The organism is Citrobacter arsenatis, assembly GCF_004353845.1.
Lineage (GTDB): Bacteria > Pseudomonadota > Gammaproteobacteria > Enterobacterales > Enterobacteriaceae > Citrobacter > Citrobacter arsenatis.
The window spans coordinates 5,030,600-5,053,829 of the sequence record NZ_CP037864.1; the positions used below are offsets into that span (position 1 = coordinate 5,030,600).

The 23,230-nt window shown below is 53.3% G+C and carries 22 protein-coding genes; 12 read left to right on the top strand and 10 right to left on the bottom strand.

The genetic code is table 11. From position 1 onward, the window contains the following. Positions 1 to 9 precede the first annotated feature (9 nt). Both glyQ and E1B03_RS25265 read right to left on the bottom strand, forming a co-directional pair. Positions 10 to 921, bottom strand: coding sequence for a glycine--tRNA ligase subunit alpha (glyQ, locus tag E1B03_RS25260; protein WP_001168551.1), 912 nt, complete (start codon positions 919 to 921; stop codon positions 10 to 12). 95 nt (positions 922 to 1,016) lie between these two features. Then, entirely contained in the window at positions 1,017 to 1,325 is a 309-nt protein-coding gene (locus tag E1B03_RS25265) for a YsaB family lipoprotein (RefSeq protein ID WP_133087119.1), read from the bottom strand. Positions 1,326 to 1,497: 172 nt separating this feature from the next. On the opposite strand from E1B03_RS25265, the gene E1B03_RS25270 reads away from it, so the two are divergent. Further along, the gene (locus E1B03_RS25270; RefSeq protein ID WP_133087120.1) at positions 1,498 to 2,493 is read left to right on the top strand and encodes an acyltransferase; all 996 of its coding nucleotides are present in this window, start codon (positions 1,498 to 1,500) and stop codon (positions 2,491 to 2,493) included. A gap of 39 nt (positions 2,494 to 2,532) precedes the next feature. Here E1B03_RS25270 and yiaA read toward each other — a convergent pair whose 3' ends face one another. The 4 genes from yiaA to xylA form a co-directional block, all read right to left on the bottom strand. After that, entirely contained in the window at positions 2,533 to 2,970 is a 438-nt protein-coding gene (yiaA, locus tag E1B03_RS25275; protein WP_133087121.1) for an inner membrane protein YiaA, read from the bottom strand. Then, on the bottom strand, positions 2,971 to 3,339 hold the full coding sequence (gene yiaB / locus E1B03_RS25280) for an inner membrane protein YiaB (RefSeq protein ID WP_133087122.1): 369 nt from the start codon (positions 3,337 to 3,339) through the stop codon (positions 2,971 to 2,973). A 167-nt stretch (positions 3,340 to 3,506) separates the two neighbouring features. Then, positions 3,507 to 4,961, bottom strand: a complete 1,455-nt coding sequence (gene xylB / locus E1B03_RS25285) for a xylulokinase (protein WP_103769470.1) — start codon at positions 4,959 to 4,961, stop codon at positions 3,507 to 3,509. 71 nt (positions 4,962 to 5,032) lie between these two features. Further along, positions 5,033 to 6,355, bottom strand: a complete 1,323-nt coding sequence (gene xylA / locus E1B03_RS25290; RefSeq protein WP_003024252.1) for a xylose isomerase — start codon at positions 6,353 to 6,355, stop codon at positions 5,033 to 5,035. 360 nt (positions 6,356 to 6,715) lie between these two features. Between xylA and xylR the strand changes: the two genes are divergently transcribed. Then, positions 6,716 to 7,894 carry a D-xylose utilization transcriptional activator XylR gene (gene xylR / locus E1B03_RS25295; protein ID WP_103769469.1) on the top strand — a complete coding sequence of 393 codons (1,179 nt, stop codon included), beginning with the start codon at positions 6,716 to 6,718 and terminating at the stop codon, positions 7,892 to 7,894. Positions 7,895 to 7,967: 73 nt separating this feature from the next. On the opposite strand, the gene E1B03_RS25300 is transcribed toward xylR, so the two are convergent. Beyond that, on the bottom strand, positions 7,968 to 8,792 hold the full coding sequence (locus E1B03_RS25300; protein ID WP_103769468.1) for a protein bax: 825 nt from the start codon (positions 8,790 to 8,792) through the stop codon (positions 7,968 to 7,970). Positions 8,793 to 9,108: 316 nt separating this feature from the next. Here E1B03_RS25300 and malS point away from each other — a divergent pair, with 316 nt between their 5' ends. Together malS and avtA are read left to right on the top strand one after the other, a co-directional pair. Then, a complete protein-coding gene (malS, locus tag E1B03_RS25305) occupies positions 9,109 to 11,139 on the top strand; it encodes an alpha-amylase (protein ID WP_133087123.1) in 2,031 nt (676 codons plus the stop codon). Positions 11,140 to 11,314: 175 nt separating this feature from the next. Next, positions 11,315 to 12,571 carry a valine--pyruvate transaminase gene (gene avtA, locus E1B03_RS25310; protein ID WP_103769466.1) on the top strand — a complete coding sequence of 419 codons (1,257 nt, stop codon included), beginning with the start codon at positions 11,315 to 11,317 and terminating at the stop codon, positions 12,569 to 12,571. Between the two features lie 39 nt (positions 12,572 to 12,610). Here the strand turns inward: avtA and E1B03_RS25315 are convergent, their stop codons facing one another. The 3 genes from E1B03_RS25315 to yiaJ all read right to left on the bottom strand — a co-directional run bounded on the left by E1B03_RS25315 (position 12,611) and on the right by yiaJ (position 15,404). Beyond that, positions 12,611 to 13,957: a DUF4026 domain-containing protein gene (locus tag E1B03_RS25315; RefSeq protein WP_103769465.1), complete on the bottom strand. Its 1,347-nt coding sequence runs from the start codon at positions 13,955 to 13,957 to the stop codon at positions 12,611 to 12,613. Between the two features lie 23 nt (positions 13,958 to 13,980). Next, positions 13,981 to 14,472 carry a 4Fe-4S dicluster domain-containing protein gene (locus tag E1B03_RS25320; protein WP_103769464.1) on the bottom strand — a complete coding sequence of 164 codons (492 nt, stop codon included), beginning with the start codon at positions 14,470 to 14,472 and terminating at the stop codon, positions 13,981 to 13,983. A 116-nt stretch (positions 14,473 to 14,588) separates the two neighbouring features. Next, the gene (gene yiaJ, locus E1B03_RS25325; RefSeq protein WP_043018696.1) at positions 14,589 to 15,404 is read right to left on the bottom strand and encodes an IclR family transcriptional regulator YiaJ; all 816 of its coding nucleotides are present in this window, start codon (positions 15,402 to 15,404) and stop codon (positions 14,589 to 14,591) included. 217 nt (positions 15,405 to 15,621) lie between these two features. Between yiaJ and yiaK the strand changes: the two genes are divergently transcribed. From yiaK to araD, 8 genes are all read left to right on the top strand, one after another. Then, positions 15,622 to 16,620, top strand: coding sequence for a 3-dehydro-L-gulonate 2-dehydrogenase (gene yiaK, locus E1B03_RS25330; RefSeq protein ID WP_133087124.1), 999 nt, complete (start codon positions 15,622 to 15,624; stop codon positions 16,618 to 16,620). Positions 16,621 to 16,631: 11 nt separating this feature from the next. Beyond that, positions 16,632 to 17,096 carry a YhcH/YjgK/YiaL family protein gene (locus E1B03_RS25335; RefSeq protein WP_103769462.1) on the top strand — a complete coding sequence of 155 codons (465 nt, stop codon included), beginning with the start codon at positions 16,632 to 16,634 and terminating at the stop codon, positions 17,094 to 17,096. Positions 17,097 to 17,108: 12 nt separating this feature from the next. Then, positions 17,109 to 18,041 carry a DUF4862 family protein gene (locus tag E1B03_RS25340; protein ID WP_133087125.1) on the top strand — a complete coding sequence of 311 codons (933 nt, stop codon included), beginning with the start codon at positions 17,109 to 17,111 and terminating at the stop codon, positions 18,039 to 18,041. Between the two features lie 31 nt (positions 18,042 to 18,072). Continuing rightward, on the top strand, positions 18,073 to 19,392 hold the full coding sequence (locus E1B03_RS25345) for an MFS transporter (RefSeq protein ID WP_133087126.1): 1,320 nt from the start codon (positions 18,073 to 18,075) through the stop codon (positions 19,390 to 19,392). Between the two features lie 98 nt (positions 19,393 to 19,490). Beyond that, positions 19,491 to 20,993, top strand: a complete 1,503-nt coding sequence (locus E1B03_RS25350) for an FGGY-family carbohydrate kinase (RefSeq protein ID WP_133087127.1) — start codon at positions 19,491 to 19,493, stop codon at positions 20,991 to 20,993. Then, the gene (gene ulaD, locus E1B03_RS25355) at positions 20,993 to 21,655 is read left to right on the top strand and encodes a 3-keto-L-gulonate-6-phosphate decarboxylase UlaD (protein ID WP_103769458.1); all 663 of its coding nucleotides are present in this window, start codon (positions 20,993 to 20,995) and stop codon (positions 21,653 to 21,655) included. Before E1B03_RS25350 ends, ulaD begins: the two co-directional genes overlap by 1 nt. Further along, positions 21,648 to 22,508 carry an L-ribulose-5-phosphate 3-epimerase gene (locus E1B03_RS25360; protein WP_103769457.1) on the top strand — a complete coding sequence of 287 codons (861 nt, stop codon included), beginning with the start codon at positions 21,648 to 21,650 and terminating at the stop codon, positions 22,506 to 22,508. The genes ulaD and E1B03_RS25360 overlap by 8 nt, the downstream gene beginning before the upstream one ends. Further along, positions 22,502 to 23,200, top strand: a complete 699-nt coding sequence (gene araD / locus E1B03_RS25365; protein WP_103769456.1) for an L-ribulose-5-phosphate 4-epimerase — start codon at positions 22,502 to 22,504, stop codon at positions 23,198 to 23,200. Before E1B03_RS25360 ends, araD begins: the two co-directional genes overlap by 7 nt. The last annotated feature ends 30 nt before the right edge of the window (positions 23,201 to 23,230 follow it).

Sequence of the window (23,230 nt, forward strand, 5' to 3'; positions counted from 1 at the left end):
GGCCGCCTCTTATTTGTCTTTGTTGCACATCGGGAAGCCAAGGGCTTCACGGGAAGCGTAGTAAGCTTCTGCCACTGCTTTGGTCAGGGTGCGAATGCGCAGGATATAGCGCTGACGCTCGGTGACGGAGATGGCTTTACGCGCATCCAGCAGGTTGAAGCTATGGGCGGCTTTCAGAATGCGTTCATACGCAGGCAGCGGCAGCGGATTTTCCAGCGCCAGCAGCTGCTGCGCTTCTTTCTCGTACTGCTCGAAGCAGGTGAACAGGAAGTCCACGTCGGCGTATTCGAAGTTGTAGGTGGATTGCTCCACTTCGTTCTGATGGAACACGTCGCCGTAGGTGGTTTTACCCAGCGGGCCGTCGCTCCAGACCAGGTCGTAAACGCTGTCTACGCCCTGAATGTACATGGCCAGACGTTCCAGACCGTAGGTAATTTCCCCGGTCACAGGTTTACATTCCAGACCACCAACCTGCTGGAAGTAGGTGAACTGCGTCACTTCCATGCCGTTCAGCCACACTTCCCAACCCAGACCCCAGGCACCCAGCGTCGGGTTTTCCCAGTTATCTTCCACGAAACGGATATCGTGAATGGTCGGGTCCATACCCAGCTCTTTCAGAGAACCCAGGTACAGCTCCTGAATGTTGTCCGGTGACGGCTTAATCACTACCTGGAATTGATAGTAGTGCTGTAAGCGGTTCGGGTTTTCGCCATAGCGGCCGTCGGTCGGACGACGAGAAGGCTGCACATAAGCAGTCGCCATCGGTTCCGGCCCCAGCGCACGCAGGCAGGTCATTGGGTGAGATGTCCCCGCGCCGACTTCCATGTCCAATGGTTGAACGATGGTGCAGCCCTGGCGAGCCCAGTAATCCTGTAAGGTCAGGATCAAGCCCTGGAAGGTCCTGGTATCAAACTTTTGCATATTATTTCGTGCTGGATACGTGTGGATTTAAAGGAAGCGGTCAGTATACCCGCTGGCTGCAAGATATACAGTACGAAACGGGAAAAAGGGGGAACTTAGCGCATGGAAAGGTGCAAAAACTGCCCGTCTGCATCAAAAGAGCAGACAAAACTCTCTTTACGGAAGGTAGAACCCCGCATCTCATAACTACCCTGGAATTGTTCCAGACCGGAGATATCAATTTTCTGTGCGCCGGTGTTGTAGAGTTGCGCAGCCTCATTTTTGCACAACGACTCCATATCCAGCGAACGTGTGGCACTGAACTTAACCTTTTGCGCCTTCTGCGCGGGTGCAGGCGGCTGAGTGTCTGCGCACGCCACCAGCAAAAGGGTAGCGACCGTGGGAAAGAAATACTTCATCATCATTTTATTACCGCCTGGTTTGCTGGTCAGTCTTATTATTAGTGTCTAAAAGCGGATCCTATTTTGAGAATCTCATCAGACCATCTCAAGCTTTAGCGTAAGAACTCGGATTATTCCAGTGAGCTACGCGCGCAAAATTTCGGTCAGACTTTTTTTAACGGATATAGAGGAACTGATGCAGCCCAAAATTTTCTGGATTGATAACCTGCGCGGGATAGCCTGTCTCATGGTCGTGATGATCCACACCACGACCTGGTACATCACCAATGCGCAAAGCGTCAGCCCGCTGAATTGGGATCTGGCCAATGTGCTCAATTCAGCCTCTCGCGTCAGCGTCCCGCTGTTCTTTATGATTTCGGGCTATCTTTTTTTTGGCGAGCGCAGCGCCAAACCACGCCATTTCACGCGCATCGCGCTCTGCATTTTGTTTTACAGCAGCGTGGCGCTGGCCTACATCCTGCTGTTTACCTCGATCAACGCTGAACTGTCGCTAAAAAACCTGCTGCAAAAGCCGGTGTTCTATCACCTGTGGTTTTTCTTCGCGATCGCCGTCATCTACCTGGTTTCCCCACTGATTCAGGTTAAAAATATCAGTGGCAAGATGCTGCTGGCGCTCATGGTGGTGATTGGGCTGATTGCCAACCCCAATACCGTTTCGCAAAAAATTGGCGGTTTTGAGTGGCTTCCCATCAACCTGTACATCAGTGGCGATACGTTTTACTACATCGTGTACGGCATGCTGGGCCGGGCAATTGGCATGATGGATACGCAAAAGCGCGGGCTCACCTGGATCTGTGCGGCATTGTTCATTATCGCGGTGTTTGTTATTTCTCGAGGCACGTTGCATGAACTGCGCTGGCGAGGCAATTTTGCCGATACCTGGTACCTCTACTGCGGCCCGGCAGTGTTTATTTGTGCCGCCTCGCTCCTGACGCTGGTCAAAAATACGCTCAGCACGCGTACTCTGCCGGTACTGGGTCTTATTTCCCGCCATTCCTTGGGTATTTATGGCTTTCATGCGCTGATCATTCATGCGCTGCGCACCAACGGTATAGAATTCAAGAACTGGCCACCGCTGGATATGCTGTGGATTTTCAGCGCCACGCTGGCGGGAAGTTTGCTGTTGTCCATACTGTTGCAGCGCATCGATACGCGCAGGCTGGTGAGCTAAAAGAAAAGCCCTCGCTCGGTAACCATCGAGGGCAAGCGATCATTCTGTAAAATCTTCCGCTACTGCTGGCGTTTCTTTTGATTGATCCAAACCAGCATCACGAATATTTTTCTGTACCGCAACGGTACCAAACAGGCTCAAAAAGAAGGCCAGGCCATAAAATCCTTTCTCGTTTAGCAGCAGCGTGGCATTCCACAAACCGATAACCAACAATGCAACGGCAATGACAAACGCAGCCAGGCAGGTTACGTAGTAAATCGGCGTAGTCGGGATCCCTTCATATTTATCCCGTACCGTCTTTTGATACGACGCAGCAGAAAACAAACCAAGCACCAAAACAGCAAAGTAATACCCCTTTTCGTTCAACTGCATATCGGCATTCCATAAGCCCAGCAGATAAACCACAATACCGCCGAGCAGCGCGACCCATGACACAATGCTGAATGCGGGTGAATAAGTTGATGCCCTGTTTTCCATTTAGAGTTCCTGTCCTTTAGATAAATATTCTGCTGAACGCATGAGTAAAGCTTGCCCCAGTAAACTCACAATGAATGCCGCCGGGTACAACCCCATTTCGATGGGCGCCAGCGGGGCATTCCACACCCCCACCAGCAGTAACCCAACGGTTATTAGCACCACCATCTGACACACGGAAGCGAAGCGTTCGTCGCTCTGATTGAGATTTACAGCACGTTGATAAGCGTAGGTCACAAACATTCCCGTCATCAGCACGCCGAAAAAATAGCCTTTGCCGCTCAATAACGGGCACGCCCGCCATAGGCCAATAACGTAAATCAGTGCGCCAGAGAGGAATAGTATCCATGGCAACAGCCTTGTCGTCTTCATTGGGATCTCCTTATCCATCAGAGATACAATATGAATAACCCGCTACAGACAACACAGAAAAATGCCACTACGCCGGACTTTCAGAATAAATTCATGCGTGATGGTTATTTGTTTGATTGAAATATACATTTGATAAATCCCCTCTGTTTACCAAAGGGGATTTAGGGTCAGGACATCAGCGGCTGTAATTGCTGATAGATTCGGCGGAAGGTTTCCCGACGCTGTTGGTACAGCGCGTGGCGCTCGGCATCAGGATAATGCGCCTGCTCCAGCGTAAGCTGAGGCAGTAGGTCTGATAAAGGCCGCTGCGGATTCATGGCAATTTGCGCCAGTCGCGCCGCGCCGAGTGCAGGGCCGACATCGCCGCCGGTACGGTAATCCAGCTGCAATCCGCTGATGTCAGACAGCATCTGACGCCAGTACTCACTGCGTGCCCCGCCGCCAATCAGCGTAATACTGGCAGGCTGCACGCCGCAGGCATGTACCACGTCCATACCGTCAGCCAGCGCAAAACCCACGCCTTCCAGCACCGCCTGAGCCAGTTCCGCCGGACCATGCTGATGCGTCAGACCAAAAAATACCCCCTTCGCCTGAGGGTTGTTGTGTGGCGTACGTTCGCCGGACAGATAGGGTAAAAACCAGACCGGCTCAGCGTGTTCATCCGCCTGTTGCGCTGCGGCAATCAACGCAGGAACGCTCGCCAGCCCGGTTAATTTTGCCGCCCAGTCCAGACAGGATGCCGCACTTAGCATCACAGACATCAGGTGCCATCGTTCAGGCAAGGCATGGCAAAAGCTATGGACTGCGCTTTCCGGTTTGCTGAGAAATCCGTCGCTGACCGCAAAATACACCCCGGAAGTCCCCAGCGATAGCATCGCCTGACCGGCATTCATCATGCCCACGCCAACCGCGCCCGCCGCGTTATCGCCGCCTCCGGCAACCACCGCAACCTCCTGCATGCCCCAGGCCCTGGCGACCTCTGGCAACAATTTTCCGGTAATCTCGCTGCCTTCATAGAGCGCAGGCATATGCGCACGAGTCAGCTTACAGGCTGCCAGCATGACATCACTCCAGTCACGCTTCGCGACATCCAGCCACATGGTACCTGCCGCATCAGACATATCGCTGGCGAAATCGCCGGTCATACGCAGGCGCAAATAATCTTTCGGTAGCAGGACTTTATCAACCCGGCTGAAAATTTCCGGTTCGTGGTGCTGTACCCACAGCAGCTTCGGCGCGGTAAAACCTGGCATCATCAGGTTACCAGTGATGGCACGAGAGTGCGGAACCTGTTTCTCCAGCATGAGGCACTCTTCAGCACAGCGACCATCGTTCCACAAGATAGCCGGACGCAATACCTTCTGTTGATCATCCAGTAGCGTCGCGCCGTGCATCTGCCCGGCAATCCCCAACGCTTTCACCTCGCGAAGAGAATGCTGCTGGCCCAGCGCTTTCACCGCACGATCCGTTGCCAGCCACCACTGCTCAGGGTCTTGTTCTGACCATAACGGGTACGGGCGCGAGACGGTGAGTTTCTCCGTGTGCGACGCGACCACATCACCCTGTTCATTGAGCAAAATGGCCTTTACGCCTGATGTGCCAAGATCTATCCCGATATACATAAGGCTTTGTTCCTTAAAGAAAGGCCCGGTAGCGCGAGCTGACCGGGCTTACGGACGTTCTCAGAGACCCGTTATTTATCGAACAAATAATGGTTTACCAGATTTTCCAGCAGTTCCTGATGACCGCTCTGGTGCACTGGCGCCAGGTTATGTTGTTCAGCGTACTGCGCAATTTCCGTCAGCGTCATCTGCCCTTTCAGAATTTGCTGGCCCAGCTCACCATTCCAACCGGCATAGCGTTTAGCCACGCGCTGATCCAGACCACCGTCTTCAATCATACGGGCCGCAATTTTCAGCGACAGCGCCATGGTATCCATCGCGCCAATATGACCATAGAACAAATCGTATTTATCGGTACTCTGACGACGAACTTTGGCGTCAAAGTTCAGACCACCGGTGGTGAAGCCGCCCGCCTTCAGGATTTCGTACATCACCAGCGCATTCTCTTCGACGCTGTTCGGGAACTGGTCGGTATCCCAGCCCAGCTGTGCGTCACCGCGGTTGGCATCAACAGAACCAAACAGGCCCAGCGCAATGGCGGTGGCGATTTCATGATGGAACGAGTGGCCCGCCAGCGTGGCGTGGTTGGCTTCGATATTTAGTTTGATCTCTTTTTCCAGGCCAAACTGCTTGAGGAATCCGTATACGGTCGCAGCATCGTAATCGTACTGGTGTTTGGTCGGTTCCTGCGGTTTCGGTTCGATCAGCAAGGTGCCCTGGAAACCGGTTTTGTGTTTGTGTTCCACGACCAGTTGCATAAAGCGGCCAATCTGCTCACGTTCCTGACGCAGATCGGTATTCAGCAGCGTTTCATAACCTTCACGACCGCCCCACAGAACGTAGTTTTCACCGCCGAGCTTATGCGTGGCATCCATAGCCGTAACTACCTGCGTAGCGGCCCAACTGAACACTTCTGGATCCGGGTTCGTGGCCGCGCCCGCGCCGTAGCGTGGGTTGGTGAAGCAGTTTGCCGTTCCCCACAGCAGCTTCACGCCGCTCTGTTCCTGTTTTGCCGCCAGCACGTCAACCATCTGCGCAAAGTTGTTTTTGTACTCTTTCAGCGACGCGCCTTCCGGCGAAACATCCACGTCATGGAAGCAGTAGTAAGGGACGTTTAACTTGTGAAAGAACTCAAATGCCACATCCGCTTTGCGTTTCGCCAGCGCCAGTGCTTCACCAGGCTGCTGCCATGGGCGATCGAAGGCGCCCATACCAAACATATCCGCACCGTTCCAGCAGAAGGTATGCCAGTAGCAGGCAGCAAAACGCAGATGATCTTCCATGCGCTTGCCCAACACGATTTCGTCAGGGTTGTAATGGCGAAATGCGAGCGGGTTGGTGGATTGAGTACCTTCAAAACGAACACGATCGAGTTGGTCAAAATAAGCCGGCATAATAAGCTCCATAATCAGGTAATACGGCAAGTAAACTGCGATATAGCTATACTGGAATTTCCTGATTTATTGCTCAATTACGTTATTTCACACCGCCATTAAGAGAATACCCAAACGTGCGCTGGCTCCCAAAAAAACGCGTTAAAAAAAGAAATAAAAAAGCGATCGCGATCGAAGGTTAGCCATTAAACAAAAAACCGTAACGCGTAGATAAAAAATGACAATTGTCTTCCCGCTGGCAGTATGTGAATTTTGCGTAGCACCAGGTAAATAAGAAATTTGTCACACTTCATCAAGCAGTCGTACCTGCGGTTTTGCTAGTATCGACAGGCCCACGTTAACCTTCCAGGACAGGTTCTTATGTTTGATAAACGTCACCGCATCACTCTGCTATTTAATGCCAATAAAGCCTATGACCGTCAGGTGGTAGAAGGAGTGGGTGAATATTTACAGGCATCGCAATCCGAGTGGGATATATTCATCGAGGAAGATTTCCGCGCCCGGATCGATAATATTAAAGACTGGTTAGGCGACGGCGTTATTGCTGATTATGACGATGATGACATTGCGCAATTACTTGCCGATGTCAATGTTCCCATCATCGGCGTTGGGGGGTCTTACCATCTGGAGCAAGATTATCCGCCGGTACATTATATTGCCACCGACAACCACGCGCTGGTAGAAAGCGCTTTCCTGCATCTGAAAGAGAAGGGAGTCAACCGCTTTGCATTTTACGGCCTGCCCTCCTCAAGTGGTAAACGCTGGGCTGCGGAACGTGAATATGCGTTTTGCCAGTTGGTTGCCAAAGAGAAGTACCGCGGCGTTGTTTATCAGGGGCAGGAAACCGCACCGGAGAACTGGCAGCACGCGCAAAATCGGCTGGCAGACTGGCTGCAAACTCTGCCGCCGCAAACCGGTATTATCGCCGTTACCGACGCGCGGGCGCGACACGTCCTGCAAGCCTGCGAACACCTGCATATTCCAGTACCGGAAAAGCTGTGCGTGATAGGAATCGACAACGAAGAACTCACCCGCTACCTGTCCCGGGTGGCGCTATCATCCGTGGCGCAGGGAGCCAGGCAGATGGGGTATCAGGCCGCAAAACTCCTGCACCGCTTGCTGGCAAATGAAGAACTGCCTCTGCAACGCATTCTGGTCCCTCCGGTGCGCGTCATTGAGCGCCGCTCAACCGACTACCGTTCATTAACCGATCCAGCGGTAATTCAGGCAATGCACTTTATTCGCAATCATGCCTGTAAAGGCATTAAGGTTGAACAAGTGCTGGATTCAGTGGGGATTTCACGCTCGAACCTGGAGAAGCGCTTTAAGGAAGAGGTCGGTGAGACCATTCACGCTGTGATTCATGCCGAAAAGCTGGAAAAAGCGCGCAGTCTGTTAATCTCTACCACGCTGTCAATCAACGAAATTTCACAGATGTGCGGCTATCCGTCTCTGCAGTATTTCTATTCGGTCTTCAAGAAAGAGTACGACACCACGCCAAAAGAGTATCGCGATGTGAACAGTGAAGTGTTGCTATAGAGGGAATTGCCGGATGGCGGCGTCGTCTGATCCGGCCTACGAGATGACTTGTAGACCGGATTAGCACACAAAATCACATATGCGCGGCGATCAAACGCTGATTATCCTGATACATTGCGAACAGATAGTTGTTGTAGCTCTGTCCCTTAGTGGAATAACCCTTCAGCTTATGGATCATCGCGGTGGCGGTGACTTCCTGATCGGCTTTACGCAGTTGCGCACGTGACTTACGGAATGAAGAGTAAGCCGGATGCGTGTTCAGGTTAATGACGTAGGCATTCACCGACTCTTTCACCGATTCAAACTGTGAGTAGCCTTTCACCTTACCCGGTGCATTGTTACAACGACCTTTGCCACATTTCATGCCAAACAGGTTGTTGTTGCTACGCGCCAGCTTCGACGTACCCCAGCCGCTTTCGGCCGCAGCCATGGTTGCCACCATACTGGTTGGGATAATGTCTACGCGCTCAAGCAGCGTATTCCACGGGATTTTACGCGTGTTGCCAGACCAGCTCACCTTGTAGCGCTTCGCGAGGTCTTTCATACGCGTACGCTCAGTCGGTGACCAGCGGTTCTGGTACTGCTTTGAAATCAGCCAGTTACGATCCGCCGTTATGGCAGCATTTTGGCTGGTAATATAAGGCATAACCGTCCGGAGAAACGCTTTTTTCCTTGGTGTTCCGGAAGGGTATTTTCGCAAATCAGGAAGTGAACTACTCTTTGCACTATTGCGAGAATACTCTTGTTTACTGCTAACCTGTTTATTACTTGCCTTGGTTATCTGGGGCTTGTGACTCGTTGTCGCCGTGTGTGTCTTTGCCAGCACCTCACCCGAAAATGCAACGGTGAGTAACATAAGAATCATTGCCCCATATCGTCGAATGGGAGTCAATATCATTAGGTCTCCTGGTCGGATTTATACATTCCAACACCTTATATTTTTCACAAAAATGAGAGATGAATCTCAAATCATATCAAAAATAGCTGTCAAGAGCACCCACAGGAATAGTCCAATTCTGAAACTATGTCACGCATTAACGGTTCGGGGTGCCATTAATTCGAAGAAAATGTGTGGGTTATCGCAAAATCAGCTCGTTTTTTGCGCGCGTTAACTCACCCTCACTTCTCCTCCTGGCGGAATCGACTCAAAGGAGGAGTTTCCGGCCTGATTTCACTGGCAAACTGGCGAAAATCGCAGCATCAAGGACAGCATTATGAAACTTGCCGCCGTTGCGCTGGCGCTCATACCCGGCATTGCCATCGCCTCATCATGGTCTTCTCAGGGACTTCCCACCTTCGAAGCGGAAGGTACGGGCAAATTCGTCAGCCATGCAGCGTTGACGAAGGGTACCCGTCCTCTAATCCTGAATTTTGACCAACAGTGCTGGCAGCCCGCCGATGCGATAAAACTCAATCAGATGCTGTCGCTAAAACCTTGTGAAGGCCCCCCACCGCAGTGGCGTTTGTTTAAAGATGGCGATTACACGCTGGAAATCGATACCCGTTCCGGCACGCCGACGTTGATGCTCTCGGTAAAAAGTGCTGCGGACCCCATCACCACCCAGATTCGTCAGTGCCCGAAATGGGACGGTTCACCGTTAACGCTAAACGTGAGCCAAACCTTCCCGGAAGGCGCCGTGGTGCGTGATTTCTACAGTCAGCAAACCGCAACGGTAAAAAACGGGTCGATTACCCTGCAGCCCGCCGCAACCAGTAACGGACTGTTGCTGCTGGAAAGGGCGGAAACCGATGCCCCCGCCGCTTTCGACTGGCATAACGCCACGGTGTATTTTGTCCTGACGGATCGCTTTGTGAATGGCGATCCGAGCAATGACCACAGCTACGGACGCCGCAGCGACGGCATGCAGGAAATTGGCACTTTCCACGGCGGCGATTTGCGTGGGCTCGCCAGCAAACTCGACTACCTGCAACAACTGGGCGTCAACGCCCTGTGGATCAGTGCGCCGTTTGAGCAAATCCACGGCTGGGTTGGCGGTGGCACCAAAGGGGATTTCCCTCACTACGCTTATCACGGCTATTACACCCAGGACTGGACCACGCTTGACGCCAATATGGGTAACGAAGCAGATCTGCGCGCACTGGTTGATGGCGCACACCAGCGCGGCATCCGTATCTTGTTTGATGTGGTCATGAACCATACCGGCTACGCCACGCTAGCGGATATGCAGGAGTATCAGTTTGGGGCGCTGTACTTATCGGGCGATGCGCTGAAAAATACGCTCGGCGAAAGCTGGACTGACTGGAAACCGGCCGCCGGGCAGAGCTGGCACAGCTTTAATGATTACATCAACTTCAGCGATAAAGCCGGATGGGAAAAATGGTGGGGGAAAAACTGGATCCGCACCGATATTGGCGATTACGACAATCCTGGCTTTGACGACCTCACCATGTCGCTAGCCTTCCTTCCCGATCTGAAAACCGAATCCACCACGCCCTCCGGGCTGCCACACTTTTATCAGCACAAGCCAGATACGCACGCTAAAGCTATCGCCGGATACACGCCCCGGGATTATCTGACGCACTGGCTCAGTCAGTGGGTGCGTGATTACGGGATTGACGGCTTTCGGGTCGATACCGCCAAACACGTCGAGCTTCCCGCCTGGCAGCAGCTAAAAACACAGGCCAGCGCGGCGCTGGTCGACTGGAAGAAAGCCAACCCGGACAAAGCGCTGGATGATAAACCCTTCTGGATGACCGGTGAGGCCTGGGGTCATGGCGTGATGCAAAGCGATTATTACCGTCACGGCTTCGATGCGATGATCAATTTCGACTACCAGGAGCTGGCGGCAAAGGCCGTCGATTGTCTGGCGAATATGGACGCCACCTGGCAACAGATGGCGGAAAAGCTGCAGGACTTTAACGTTCTGAGCTATCTATCCTCGCACGATACGCGTCTGTTCCGCGAAGGTGGAGACAAAGCCGCCGAGCTATTGCTGTTGGCGCCTGGTGCGGTACAACTCTTTTATGGCGACGAATCGGCCCGCCCCTTTGGTCCAACCGGCTCAGACCCATTACAGGGTACACGTTCAGAGATGAACTGGCAGGATGTGTCCGGGACATCTGCCGCCAGCGTCGCACACTGGCAGCGTATCAGCCAGTTCAGGGCCAGACATCCCGCTATCGGTGCCGGTAAACAGACCACGCTGCCCCTGAAGCAGGGATACGGATTCATCCGCGAACATGGCGACGATAAAGTGATGGTGGTATGGGCCGGTCAGCCCTGACGCGCCCGGCTTCTCGCTGTGCACGCAGCGGGAAGCCTGATTCAACATAAAAAACCAGTCAGATAAGAATCCACAGCACAATACATCAACTTGACCTGATAGCCCTGATTTGCACCCTGCCATGGGTAGCGCTATGGTTAGCCACTTTACTACTCAGTTCGACAGACCACCTGCTATGACATTCTCACTTTTTGGCGACAAATTTACCCGCCATTCAGGCATCACACGCCTGATGGAGGACCTCAACGACGGTTTACGTACCCCAGGTGCCATCATGCTTGGCGGCGGTAATCCAGCGCAAATTCCAGAGATGCAAGATTACTTTCAGTCTCTGCTGGCAGATATGCTGGAAAACGGCAAAGCTACTGATGCGCTTTGTAATTATGACGGTCCACAAGGAAAAACCGAGCTACTGTCTGAACTGGCGAAACTGCTACGTGAGAAGCAGGGTTGGGATATCGAGCCACAAAATATTGCACTGACAAATGGCAGTCAGAGCGCGTTTTTCTACTTATTCAATCTGTTCGCCGGACGCCGCGCCGACGGCACAACGCAAAAAGTGTTGTTTCCGTTAGCCCCGGAATACATTGGCTATGCCGATTCCGGGCTGGAAGAGGATCTCTTTGTCTCTGCACGTCCAAACATCGAACTGTTACCGGAAGGCCAGTTTAAGTATCACGTTGATTTTGAACACCTGCATATTGGTGAAGAGACGGGGATGATTTGCGTGTCTCGGCCTACTAACCCGACAGGCAACGTGATCACCGACGAAGAGCTGATGAAGCTTGACCGGCTGGCCAATCAGCATGGGATCCCGCTGGTGATTGATAACGCCTATGGCGTACCGTTCCCCGGCATCATCTTTAGCGAAGCGCGCCCGCTGTGGAACCCCAACATTGTGCTGTGCATGAGCCTTTCGAAGCTGGGTCTGCCAGGCTCCCGCTGCGGCATCATCATCGCGAATGAAAAAATCATCACCGCCATCACCAATATGAACGGCATCATCAGCCTCGCGCCTGGCGGAATGGGTCCGGCAATGATGTGCGAGATGATTAAACGTAACGATCTGCTGCGCCTGTCCGAAAAGGTAATCAAACCGTTTTATTATCAGCGTGTTCAGGAGACGATTGCGATCATTCGCCGCTATTTGTCTGAAGATCGCTGCCTGATTCACAAACCGGAAGGCGCGATTTTCCTGTGGCTATGGTTCAAAGATTTGCCGATCACCACCGAACTGTTGTATCAGCGCCTGAAAGCGCGCGGCGTGCTGATGGTTCCCGGAGACTACTTCTTCCCAGGACTGGATAAACCCTGGCCGCATACCCATCAATGCATGCGGATGAACTACGTGCCGGAACCGGAGAAAATCGAAGCTGGGGTGAAGATTCTGGCGGAAGAGATCGAACGCGCCTGGAGCGAAGGGAGCAACTGATTTTTGTCGCCCGATACCGTTTTGTATCGGGCGCTAGCATCACGAGCTGTGCGATATCAGTTCGAAAATATTATCCGGGGTAAACACTCCCCGCGGATGATAAATGCGCCAGTCACTGAGCAGTGTGAAAGGTAACGTATATTGCTCGCCTTCCTGCATATGATGCACATAATACGGCTGGTTGGTTAATACGCCTGTCAGTTGTTCATCCGCGATGTTCTGCAACATAAACCACATATGTTCACGCTTGTCGTCATCGCCATAGGGAACACCGATTTTGACAAGGGGCGCTGATATTTCATTCTGCTGCGTCTCAAAAATATGCTGGAAATAAGGCCAGCGCATTTGCGCTTTTTGCGCATCGCTATCCGACAATGCGATACTTTTCATGAACATCACCTGATCGCCGCCCAACCCACCGTCAATCACGCTTCCAATGCCGCCACGCTCATCGGCTAGCCGGAACAACAGGCATGACGGGCCATTATGCTCATCTTCCCGATCGGCCAGATCGCCTGAAAAACGCCCGGAAGGTAAATCTGAGATATCACCCACCCTCTCTGCGATTTCAGGCAACAGGTTCAGGTTACCGCCATGTTCGACCACGCTAAGTCCCTGTTCCCAGGGAATGGCCACAATATACTGCTCGCCTTCGTGAGTTCGCGCCAGCATCAGCGGTTCATTACAATACATGCCGCGATCGTCAATACAGATATTCACAAACGCTTCAATCATGTAGCCAATGCTGCCCAGACTTTCCACTGGCTGGTGAATGATCACCTCGCACTCCGGTAAACCCAACCGCCGCAGGCCATGCGTGTGCAACCAGTAATGATCGTTTTCATCATCGTGAACGGCGTGGATCGCATACAGTGTATCTGCACGCGGCCGCGCCGGAAAACGCGCTTCAAACAGTAACCGCTCACGGGAAAACAACCTACCGCCTGCGCTGGCGTCCTGGGCCACCAGCAGGTCCGGCACCAGCAGTCCCACTATTTTGATCGCCTGCTGCCAGCTCAGGAAAACATCATTACTAAAACGGGTCGTGACCGAGATTCGCTGGCGATAACCTGCCATCTCAGAAAGTACCTCCGGTGCAACAGAACGTGCGCCAGGGACGTATTCCAGGGCGGAAGGATCGTGCTCACAGCTAAAGAGTGAAACGCGATAAAGATAAAGCTCACCGTCTGCGGTAAAGGTCAGGTGCAGTTCTTCTTTCTCTTCGTCAAGACGTGACAGCAGCTCCGGAAATAGCGTCTGTCCCTCCACACGCGCCTGCAGCGCTTCAAGGGTAACGGGTTGCGGCGGGGTCGCCACAAACTCGGAATCCGTTTTAAACAGACTGTTGTTCGCAGCGGCGAGATACGCTTGCTTGTTTGATTCCATAATTATGCATACCTGCTCAATGTTCAAAAGGTAGAGAACGCCGTACGGCTGCGCCTTTCACAGCTTTGCTGCGCGAGCTGTTGCTCGCTTACGCGATGCAACGCACTTGTCGGACAGGCTTCGACACACGCAGGCCCCGTTTCACGATGCCAGCACAAATCGCATTTTATCGCCTGTACCCGTGACGAACGGGCGACGACATTCATTGCCCCAAACGGGCAGGCCAGCATACAGCTTTTGCATCCAATACAACGAGTCTGTTCAACGAAGATATGCCCATGTTCACGACGAATGGCGTGCGTTGGACAGACATTTGCGCAGGGAGCATCTTCACATTGATGGCAGGCGACTGCCGTTGTAAAGGCATCGTCTTTGATGACCCGAATCCGCGGAATAAACGCAGAAGGAGAAACCGCCGCGCAGTCCTGATTTTGCTGGTGCGCGACGACGCAGGCAACTTCGCAGGTACGACACCCAATACATTTTGCCGCATCCGCCATAATAAACTCGTTCATAGCCCCTCCTTCTGCGTGAAAACCTCAGAGTGCCAGAGAGATTGCCCCTGTCGCTTTGATCGGACAGGGGAAACGGTTAAATAGTGTCAGGTGTCTGAACGACGCCTGGCATGCGCCTAATCGCGAACGGTAAAGCCTAGCTCATTTGAAATGGCCTGCGCGGTTTCCCGCAGCGGCTTGAGTAGATTCTTTTCCCCTACCTGCTTAAGCCGTGAGGTCGAGAGTGAAATTGACACCGCGTACGGTACCCGACCATGAATATCAAATACCGGCACGGCAATACAGGAAACCCCCAGCTCGTTCTCTTCCCGATCCATCGCCATACTGCTTTCGCGGATCTGCGCCAGTTCATCGTACATCGCCGGTAAACCGGTAATGGTGTTGCGGGTCAGCGGCTGAATCAGATCCTGATGGCTCTCCCAGTAGGACTCCACGTAATCCGCATGCCCAAACGCCATGTAAATTTTGCCCATCGCGGAGCAGTATAGCGGCATATGCTGACCGATATAGGCGCGGGTACGCAGCATGCCTGTCGTCGGCTCCAGCTTATAAATCAAAATAGCGTGGTCGTCTTCACGACTGGAGAAGTTGATTGTTTCTCCGGTGGCAATATTCAGTGCTTCGAGGTGCGGTGCGGCAACATGGATGATATTCAGTGACGACAGCGCCTTCTGGCCCACGGCGATAAATTTAGTGGTCAACCGATAACTACCCGCAGCGGGTGCAGGCGTGACATATCCGCAGGACTGCAGCCCTTGCAGTAGCCGATGCACGGTACTTTTGTTCAGCCCAGCCAGTTCAGACAAATGGGCCAGCGGACACCCATTCGGATAGTTGCTCAGGATCTCAATCAGCATCAAACCACGGAACAGGCTCTGACTTCCTGCAGGCCTCTCTTTATCTTGCGTCATTTCACTCTCTTTTGTGCCCATCGCTTCCGCTCCCCTTTTCGTCGCGCTCTGATGGTAGCGCAAAGTGTGTTTCAGTTCACGATCTGAACCGAAAAAACACAACTATTTGATTTTGATGATTTTAAAAAATAGACCACCCCGTTGATCTGTCAAAATTTGATCGCTATATTTGAAATCAGATTTCGCATAGTGAAATTTAGAGATAAAAAAGCGATCAAATTTAAACAAGGAAACAGGAATGAAAGTCACTTTTGAGCAGTTGAAAGATGCGTTCAATCGGGTACTGCTGGCACGCGGTATTGCCGTTGAAACCGCCGATGCCTGTGCCGAAATGTTTGCGCGTACCACCGAGTCCGGCGTTTATTCGCACGGCGTGAATCGTTTCCCCCGTTTCATTCAGCAACTGGATAACGGCGACATCATTCCTGATGCCAAACCGCAGCGCATTACCAGCCTGGGGGCGATTGAACAATGGGATGCCCAACGTTCGATCGGCAACCTGACGGCGAAAAAGATGATGGACAGAGCCATTGAGCTGGCTTCCGATCACGGTATTGGTCTGGTGGCGCTGCGTAATGCCAACCATTGGATGCGCGGCGGCAGCTATGGCTGGCAGGCGGCGGAGAAAGGGTACATTGGTATCTGCTGGACCAACTCAATTGCCGTAATGCCGCCGTGGGGTTCGAAAGAGTGCCGCATTGGTACTAACCCGCTGATTGTCGCAATCCCCTCCACGCCAATCACCATGGTTGATATGTCGATGTCGATGTTCTCCTACGGCATGCTGGAAGTGAATCGCCTGGCCGGTCGCGAGCTGCCGGTAGACGGTGGTTTTGACGATGAAGGCAATCTCACCAAAGAGCCGGGCGTTATCGAAAAAAATCGCCGCATTTTGCCAATGGGTTACTGGAAAGGTTCAGGCCTGTCGATTGTGCTGGATATGATTGCCACCCTGCTTTCTGACGGCTCCTCCGTGGCGGAAGTCACCCAGGATAATAGCGATGAATATGGCGTTTCACAGATTTTCATTGCCATTGAAGTGGATAAGCTGATTGATGGCGCCACCCGCGATGCCAAGCTACAGCGGATTATGGATTTCATCACCACCGCCGAACGCGCTGACGAAAATACGCCTGTTCGCCTGCCGGGCCACGAGTTTACAAAGCTACTGGCAGAAAACCGCCAAAACGGCATCACCATTGATGACAGCGTCTGGGCAAAAATTCAGGCGCTGTAAGGAGCAATACCATGATCTTTGGACATATTGCTCAGCCTAATCCATGCCGTTTGCCCACAGCGATTGAAAGGGCGCTCGACTTTCTGCGCACCACAGATTTTCGCAAACTGGAACCGGGCGTGGTGGAAATAGACGGTAAAAACATCTTTGCGCAGATTATCGATCTAACCACCTGTGACGCTGCCGAAAATCGCCCGGAAGTACATCGCCGCTATCTGGATATTCAATTTTTAGCCTGGGGTGAAGAAAAAATCGGTATCGCTATTGATACCGGAAATAACCAAATCAGCGAATCGTTATTAGAACAGCGTGATATTATTTTTTATCACGCCAGCGAACATGAATCTTTTATTGAAATGACTCAGGGAAGTTACGCCATATTTTTCCCGCAGGATGTTCATCGTCCAGGATGTCATAAAACTGTCGCCACACCGATCCGCAAAATAGTCGTTAAAGTTGCTATTTCAGTTTTATAAAAGGAGCACAAAATGAATTCGGACAATGCCGGTTATATTATCGGTGCGTACCCCTGTGCACCCTCATTTCACCAAAAGAGTGAAGAGGAAGAGAAGGAATTCTGGCGTCAACTCTCCGATACCCCAGATATTCGCGGACTGGAGCAGCCCTGCCTTGAGCATCTGCATCCGTTAGGTGACGAGTGGTTATTACGCCATACGCCAGGCGAGTGGCAAATCGTGGTCACAGCGATTATGGAGACCATGCGCCGTCGCAGCATTAATAGCGGTTTTGGGCTGGCCTCCAGCGACGAAGAGCAGCGCCAGGCCTGTGTGGCGTATTACCGCCATCTGCAGCAGAAAATCAACCATATTAATGCGGCCAACGCCGGGAAAATAATCGCCCTTGAACTGCATGCCGCTCCGCTGACAGGCAATGCCAACGTCGCTCAGGCCACCGACGCGTTTGCCCGCTCGCTCCAGGAAATTACCCGGTGGGACTGGTCCTGCGACCTGGTGCTGGAACATTGCGATGCCATGACTGGCCCCGCGCCGCGCAAAGGCTTTTTGCCGTTAGAAAACGTGCTGGACGCAATAGCCGGATATGACATTAGCGTGTGCATTAACTGGGCGCGATCGGCGATTGAAGGGCAGAACCTCGCCCTACCGCTGACCCACACGCAGCAGGCCCAACGGGCCGGTAAATTAGGCGCGCTGATGTTTTCCGGCACCACAATCACAGGGGAGTACGGAGAGTGGCAGGACTTACACGCACCGTTTGCGCCTTTCTGCCCGCAAAGCCTGATGACCACCGACCATGCCCGCGAATTATTTGCTTGTGCAGGAACCGAGCCATTGCAATTTGCCGGCATTAAATTACTGGAAATAAATGCCAATGCAGATGTGGATCATCGCGTAGCAATATTGCGCGACGGTATCGCTGCATTAAACAAAACAAAATTATAAAAATAACATACTACTCTACGAGAATATTAATATGAATATGACCTCTCGCCCTACACTCAATGATATACCCCGTCAGCGCTGGCTGCGAATTATTCCACCGATTCTGATCGCCTGTATTATTTCTTATATGGACCGCGTCAATATCGCATTTGCGATGCCGGGCGGCATGGACGCCGAATTAGGTATTTCCGCCACCATGGCGGGACTGGCTGGCGGTATTTTCTTTATCGGTTATCTGTTTTTACAGGTTCCCGGCGGAAAAATTGCCGTACACGGCAGCGGCAAGAAATTTATCGGCTGGTCGTTGGTTGCCTGGGCGGTTATTTCCGTTCTGACGGGCTTGATCACTAATCAGTATCAACTGCTGGTTTTGCGTTTCTTACTCGGCGTGGCAGAAGGCGGCATGCTGCCGGTGGTGCTGACGATGATCAGTAACTGGTTCCCTGACGCCGAGCGCGGTCGCGCCAATGCGATTGTGATTATGTTTGTGCCGATTGCCGGGATCATTACCGCTCCGCTCTCGGGTTGGATTATCACCGTTCTCGACTGGCGCTGGCTGTTCATCATTGAAGGTTTACTCTCCGTCGTCGTTCTGGTGCTGTGGGCCTATACCGTTTACGACCGTCCGCAGGAAGCGCGCTGGATATCTGACGCCGAGAAAAATTACCTCGTTGAAACGCTGGCCGCCGAGCAAAAAGCCATTGCCGGAACTGAAGTCAAAAATGCCTCTCTGGGCGCAGTGCTGTCCGATAAAACCATGTGGCAACTAATCGCGCTGAACTTCTTCTACCAGACCGGGATTTACGGTTACACCCTGTGGCTGCCGACCATCCTCAAAGAGCTGACTCACAGCAGCATGGGACAGGTCGGTATGCTCGCCATTCTGCCGTACGTCGGCGCAATTGCCGGGATGTTCCTGTTCTCTTCTCTCTCTGACCGTACCGGCAAACGCAAGCTGTTCGTCTGCCTGCCGCTGATTGGCTTTGCCCTGTGCATGTTCCTCTCCGTGGCGCTGAAAAATAACGTCTGGCTGGCTTATGCCGCGCTGGTCGGCTGCGGCTTCTTCCTGCAATCGGCTGCGGGCGTGTTCTGGACTATTCCGGCGCGTTTGTTCAGCGCAGAAATGGCCGGTGGCGCACGTGGGGTCATCAACGCCCTCGGCAACCTCGGTGGCTTCTGCGGTCCTTACGCGGTCGGCGTTCTCATCACCCTGTACAGCAAAGATGCGGGCGTTTATTGCCTGGCAATCTCACTGGCTCTGGCCGCGCTGATGGCACTGCTGCTGCCAGCAAAATGCGATGCCGGTTCTGCGCCGCTAAAGACGCTAAATCCACATAAACGTACAGCTTAAAACAATGCCCGGTGGCGCTTCGCTTACCGGGCCTACAGGTAGCAACCGTCGTAAGCCGGATAAGCGCAGCGCCATCCGGCAAAAATGAGATAACAAAGATGAGTGAGAAAGCGACCTTCTGGCTGGGTATTGATTGTGGCGGTACATATCTGAAAGCAGGTTTGTATGATGCCAAAGGTCATGAGCATGGAATTAACCGGCAATCGTTGCAGACAATATCGCCATTGCCAGGTTACGCCGAACGCGACATGCACCAACTGTGGCAACAGTGCGTCGCGACCATTTCCGGTCTGTTAAAACGCACTGGCGTCTGCGGTGAGCAAATCAAAGGCATCGGTATTTCCGCTCAGGGTAAAGGCCTGTTCCTTCTTGATAAGCAGGATAAACCGCTGGGCAATGCCATTCTCTCTTCCGATCGACGCGCAATGGACATCGTTCAGCGCTGGCAGCAGGATGGGATCCCTGAGCAGCTCTACCCGGTCACTCGCCAGACATTGTGGACCGGGCATCCGGCATCGCTCCTGCGTTGGGTAAAAGAGAACACCCCTCAGCGCTATGCGCAAATTGGCAGCGTCATGATGGGCCATGACTACCTGCGCTGGTGCTTAACCGGCGTCAAAGGCTGCGAAGAGAGCAATATCTCCGAGTCGAACCTCTACAACATGACTACGGGTCAGTACGACCCGCGGCTGACCCAGTGGTTGGGCATCAGTGAAATCGACCCTGCCCTGCCACCTGTCGTTGGTTCAGCAGAAATATGCGGGGAAATCACCGCTCAGACAGCCGCCATAACCGGTCTGGCGGCGGGCACGCCCGTCGTCGGCGGTCTGTTTGATGTGGTTTCCACCGCACTCTGCGCCGGTATCGAAGATGAATACACCCTCAACGCGGTAATGGGAACCTGGGCTGTCACCAGCGGGATCGCTCACGGCCTGCGTGACCACGAGGCCCATCCCTATGTTTATGGTCGCTATGTGAATGACGTGCAGTACATCGTTCACGAAGCGAGTCCAACCTCCTCCGGCAATCTGGAATGGTTTACCGCCCAGTGGGGCGAACTCTCTTTTGATGAGATCAATCAGGCCGTCGCCAGCTTGCCAAAAGCCGGTAGCGCGCTTTTCTTTCTGCCCTTTTTGTACGGCAGCAACGCCGGGCTGGAAATGACCAGCGGCTTTTATGGCATGCAGGCTATACACACCCGTGCCCACTTATTACAGGCCATCTACGAAGGCGTGGTTTTCAGCCACATGACCCACCTCAACCGCATGCGCGAACGTTTTACGCAGGCGCATACCCTGCGCGTCACCGGCGGTCCGGCCCACTCCGACATCTGGATGCAAATGCTGGCAGACGTCAGCGGCTTACGTATCGAGCTGCCGCAGATTGAAGAGACCGGCTGCTTTGGCGCAGCGCTTGCCGCCCGCGTAGGCACCGGCGTTTATCACAATTTCATCGACGCCCAGCGCAGCTTACAGCACCCGGTACGTACGCTGCTGCCGGACGCCGCGGCGCATGCGAGCTACCAGCGTAAATACCGCCAATACCAGAATTTAATTACCGCACTACAGGGCTATCACGCCCGCATTAAGGAGTATGAATAATGAGTCGACCATTACTGCAACTGGCGCTCGACCACACCAACCTGCAGGCGGCCCAGCGCGATGTCGCACTGCTTCAAGAGAGTGTTGATATCGTTGAGGCAGGGACGATTCTCTGCTTAACCGAAGGCCTTGGCGCCGTGAAAGCGCTGCGTGCCCAGTGCCCAAATAAAATCATCGTCGCCGACTGGAAGGTGGCCGATGCGGGTGAAACCCTCGCACAGCAAGCGTTTGACGCTGGCGCCAACTGGATGACCATCATCTGCGCCGCGCCGCTGGCAACGGTAGAGAAAGGTCATGGCGTCGCACAGTCCTGCGGCGGTGAAATTCAGATGGAACTGTTCGGCAACTGGACGCTGGATGATGCCCGTGACTGGTATCGCGTTGGGGTTCGTCAGGCAATTTACCATCGCGGGCGCGATGCCCAGGCCAGTGGGCAACAGTGGGGAGAAGCAGACCTGACACGAATGAAGGCGCTTTCTGATATCGGCCTGGAGCTGTCGATTACCGGCGGAATTACGCCCGCCGACCTGCCGCTGTTTCGCGATATTAACGTCAAAGCCTTTATCGCCGGGCGTGCACTGGCGGGGGCGCAACACCCAACGCAAGTAGCTGGCGAATTCCATGCGCAAATCGATGCCATCTGGGGAGCACAGCATGCGTAATCATCCGTTAGGGATCTATGAAAAAGCGCTGGCGAAAGACCTCTCCTGGCCGGAGCGTCTGGTGCTGGCGAAAAGCTGCGGTTTTGATTTCGTCGAGATGTCGGTGGATGAAACCGATGAACGTCTGTCGCGTCTCGACTGGAGTCCTGCTCAGCGCGCATCGCTGGTGAGCGCAATGCTAGAAACCGGCGTGGCAATTCCCTCAATGTGCCTGTCCGCCCACCGCCGTTTTCCGTTTGGCAGCCGCGATGAATCTGTACGCGCCCGGGCGCGCGACATCATGACCAAAGCCATTCGTCTGGCGCGCGATCTCGGAATTCGCACCATTCAACTGGCCGGTTACGACGTCTATTACGAAGAACATGACGCAGGTACGCAGCAGCGCTTTGCCGAAGGGTTGGCATGGGCGGTCGAGCAAGCCGCCGCCGCGCAGGTCATGCTGGCGGTAGAAATCATGGATACCGCTTTTATGAACTCGATCAGCAAGTGGAAAAAGTGGGATGAAATGCTGTCATCGCCGTGGTTCACCGTCTATCCGGACGTAGGCAACCTCAGCGCCTGGGGTAATGACGTCACTGCCGAATTGACGCTGGGCATTGACCGTATCGCCGCTATCCACCTGAAAGACACACTGCCAGTAACCGAAACCCATCCGGGCCAGTTTCGCGATGTACCTTTTGGCGAAGGGTGCGTGGACTTTGTTGGTATCTTCAAAACGCTGCACGAGCTGAACTATCGCGGGTCGTTTCTGATTGAAATGTGGACTGAAAAAGCGAAAGAGCCGGTACTGGAAATTATTCAGGCACGGCGCTGGATAGAAGCACGTATGCAGGAAGGAGGATTTCCATGTTAGAACAACTGAAGGCCGAGGTGCTGGCGGCCAATCTGGCGCTTCCGGCCCATGGTTTAGTCACCTTTACCTGGGGTAACGTCAGCGCGGTAGATGAAACACGTAAACTGATGGTGATTAAGCCATCCGGCGTGGAATATGACGTGATGACCGCCGACGATATGGTGGTGGTGGATATCGCCAGCGGCTGCGTGGTTGAAGGCAGTAAAAAACCCTCATCTGACACACCAACCCATCTGGCGCTGTATCGCCGCTATCCTGAAATAGGTGGGATCGTCCATACCCATTCACGCCACGCAACAATCTGGTCGCAGGCAGGGCAGGATCTCCCGGCATGGGGCACCACGCATGCCGATTATTTCTATGGCTCGATTCCGTGTACCCGTCTGATGACCGTCGAGGAAATCAACGGTGAATATGAATATCAAACCGGAGAGGTCATCATTCAGACCTTTGAGCAACGCTCTCTTAATCCGCTGCAGGTTCCGGCGGTATTAGTGCATTCACACGGTCCGTTTGCCTGGGGTAAAGACGCCGCAGACGCCGTACATAACGCCGTGGTGCTCGAAGAGTGTGCCTACATGGGGCTGTTCTCACGCCAGTTAGCCCCGCAGTTACCGGATATGCAGCCTGAGTTGCTGGATAAACACTACCTGCGCAAACACGGCGTGAACGCGTATTACGGGCAAAACTAACGTCCGGAGGCGCTGCGCTGCAATTTTGTA

Bases quoted from the DNA above. Each gene is read 5' to 3' on its own strand.
- E1B03_RS25345 (WP_133087126.1), top strand. From the start codon at position 18,073: ATGAATATGACCTCTCGCCCTACACTCAATGATATACCCCGTCAGCGC.
- glyQ (WP_001168551.1), bottom strand. From the start codon at position 921: ATGCAAAAGTTTGATACCAGGACCTTCCAGGGCTTGATCCTGACCTTA.
- E1B03_RS25315 (WP_103769465.1), bottom strand. From the start codon at position 13,957: ATGGAATCAAACAAGCAAGCGTATCTCGCCGCTGCGAACAACAGTCTG.
- E1B03_RS25360 (WP_103769457.1), top strand. From the start codon at position 21,648: ATGCGTAATCATCCGTTAGGGATCTATGAAAAAGCGCTGGCGAAAGAC.
- E1B03_RS25350 (WP_133087127.1), top strand. From the start codon at position 19,491: ATGAGTGAGAAAGCGACCTTCTGGCTGGGTATTGATTGTGGCGGTACA.
- yiaK (WP_133087124.1), top strand. From the start codon at position 15,622: ATGAAAGTCACTTTTGAGCAGTTGAAAGATGCGTTCAATCGGGTACTG.
- E1B03_RS25300 (WP_103769468.1), bottom strand. From the start codon at position 8,792: ATGATATTGACTCCCATTCGACGATATGGGGCAATGATTCTTATGTTA.
- avtA (WP_103769466.1), top strand. From the start codon at position 11,315: ATGACATTCTCACTTTTTGGCGACAAATTTACCCGCCATTCAGGCATC.
- yiaB (WP_133087122.1), bottom strand. From the start codon at position 3,339: ATGAAGACGACAAGGCTGTTGCCATGGATACTATTCCTCTCTGGCGCA.
- E1B03_RS25340 (WP_133087125.1), top strand. From the start codon at position 17,109: ATGAATTCGGACAATGCCGGTTATATTATCGGTGCGTACCCCTGTGCA.
- ulaD (WP_103769458.1), top strand. From the start codon at position 20,993: ATGAGTCGACCATTACTGCAACTGGCGCTCGACCACACCAACCTGCAG.
- xylA (WP_003024252.1), bottom strand. From the start codon at position 6,355: ATGCCGGCTTATTTTGACCAACTCGATCGTGTTCGTTTTGAAGGTACT.
- yiaA (WP_133087121.1), bottom strand. From the start codon at position 2,970: ATGGAAAACAGGGCATCAACTTATTCACCCGCATTCAGCATTGTGTCA.
- malS (WP_133087123.1), top strand. From the start codon at position 9,109: ATGAAACTTGCCGCCGTTGCGCTGGCGCTCATACCCGGCATTGCCATC.
- E1B03_RS25270 (WP_133087120.1), top strand. From the start codon at position 1,498: ATGCAGCCCAAAATTTTCTGGATTGATAACCTGCGCGGGATAGCCTGT.
- araD (WP_103769456.1), top strand. From the start codon at position 22,502: ATGTTAGAACAACTGAAGGCCGAGGTGCTGGCGGCCAATCTGGCGCTT.
- E1B03_RS25320 (WP_103769464.1), bottom strand. From the start codon at position 14,472: ATGAACGAGTTTATTATGGCGGATGCGGCAAAATGTATTGGGTGTCGT.
- E1B03_RS25265 (WP_133087119.1), bottom strand. From the start codon at position 1,325: ATGATGATGAAGTATTTCTTTCCCACGGTCGCTACCCTTTTGCTGGTG.
- E1B03_RS25335 (WP_103769462.1), top strand. From the start codon at position 16,632: ATGATCTTTGGACATATTGCTCAGCCTAATCCATGCCGTTTGCCCACA.
- yiaJ (WP_043018696.1), bottom strand. From the start codon at position 15,404: ATGGGCACAAAAGAGAGTGAAATGACGCAAGATAAAGAGAGGCCTGCA.
- xylR (WP_103769469.1), top strand. From the start codon at position 6,716: ATGTTTGATAAACGTCACCGCATCACTCTGCTATTTAATGCCAATAAA.
- xylB (WP_103769470.1), bottom strand. From the start codon at position 4,961: ATGTATATCGGGATAGATCTTGGCACATCAGGCGTAAAGGCCATTTTG.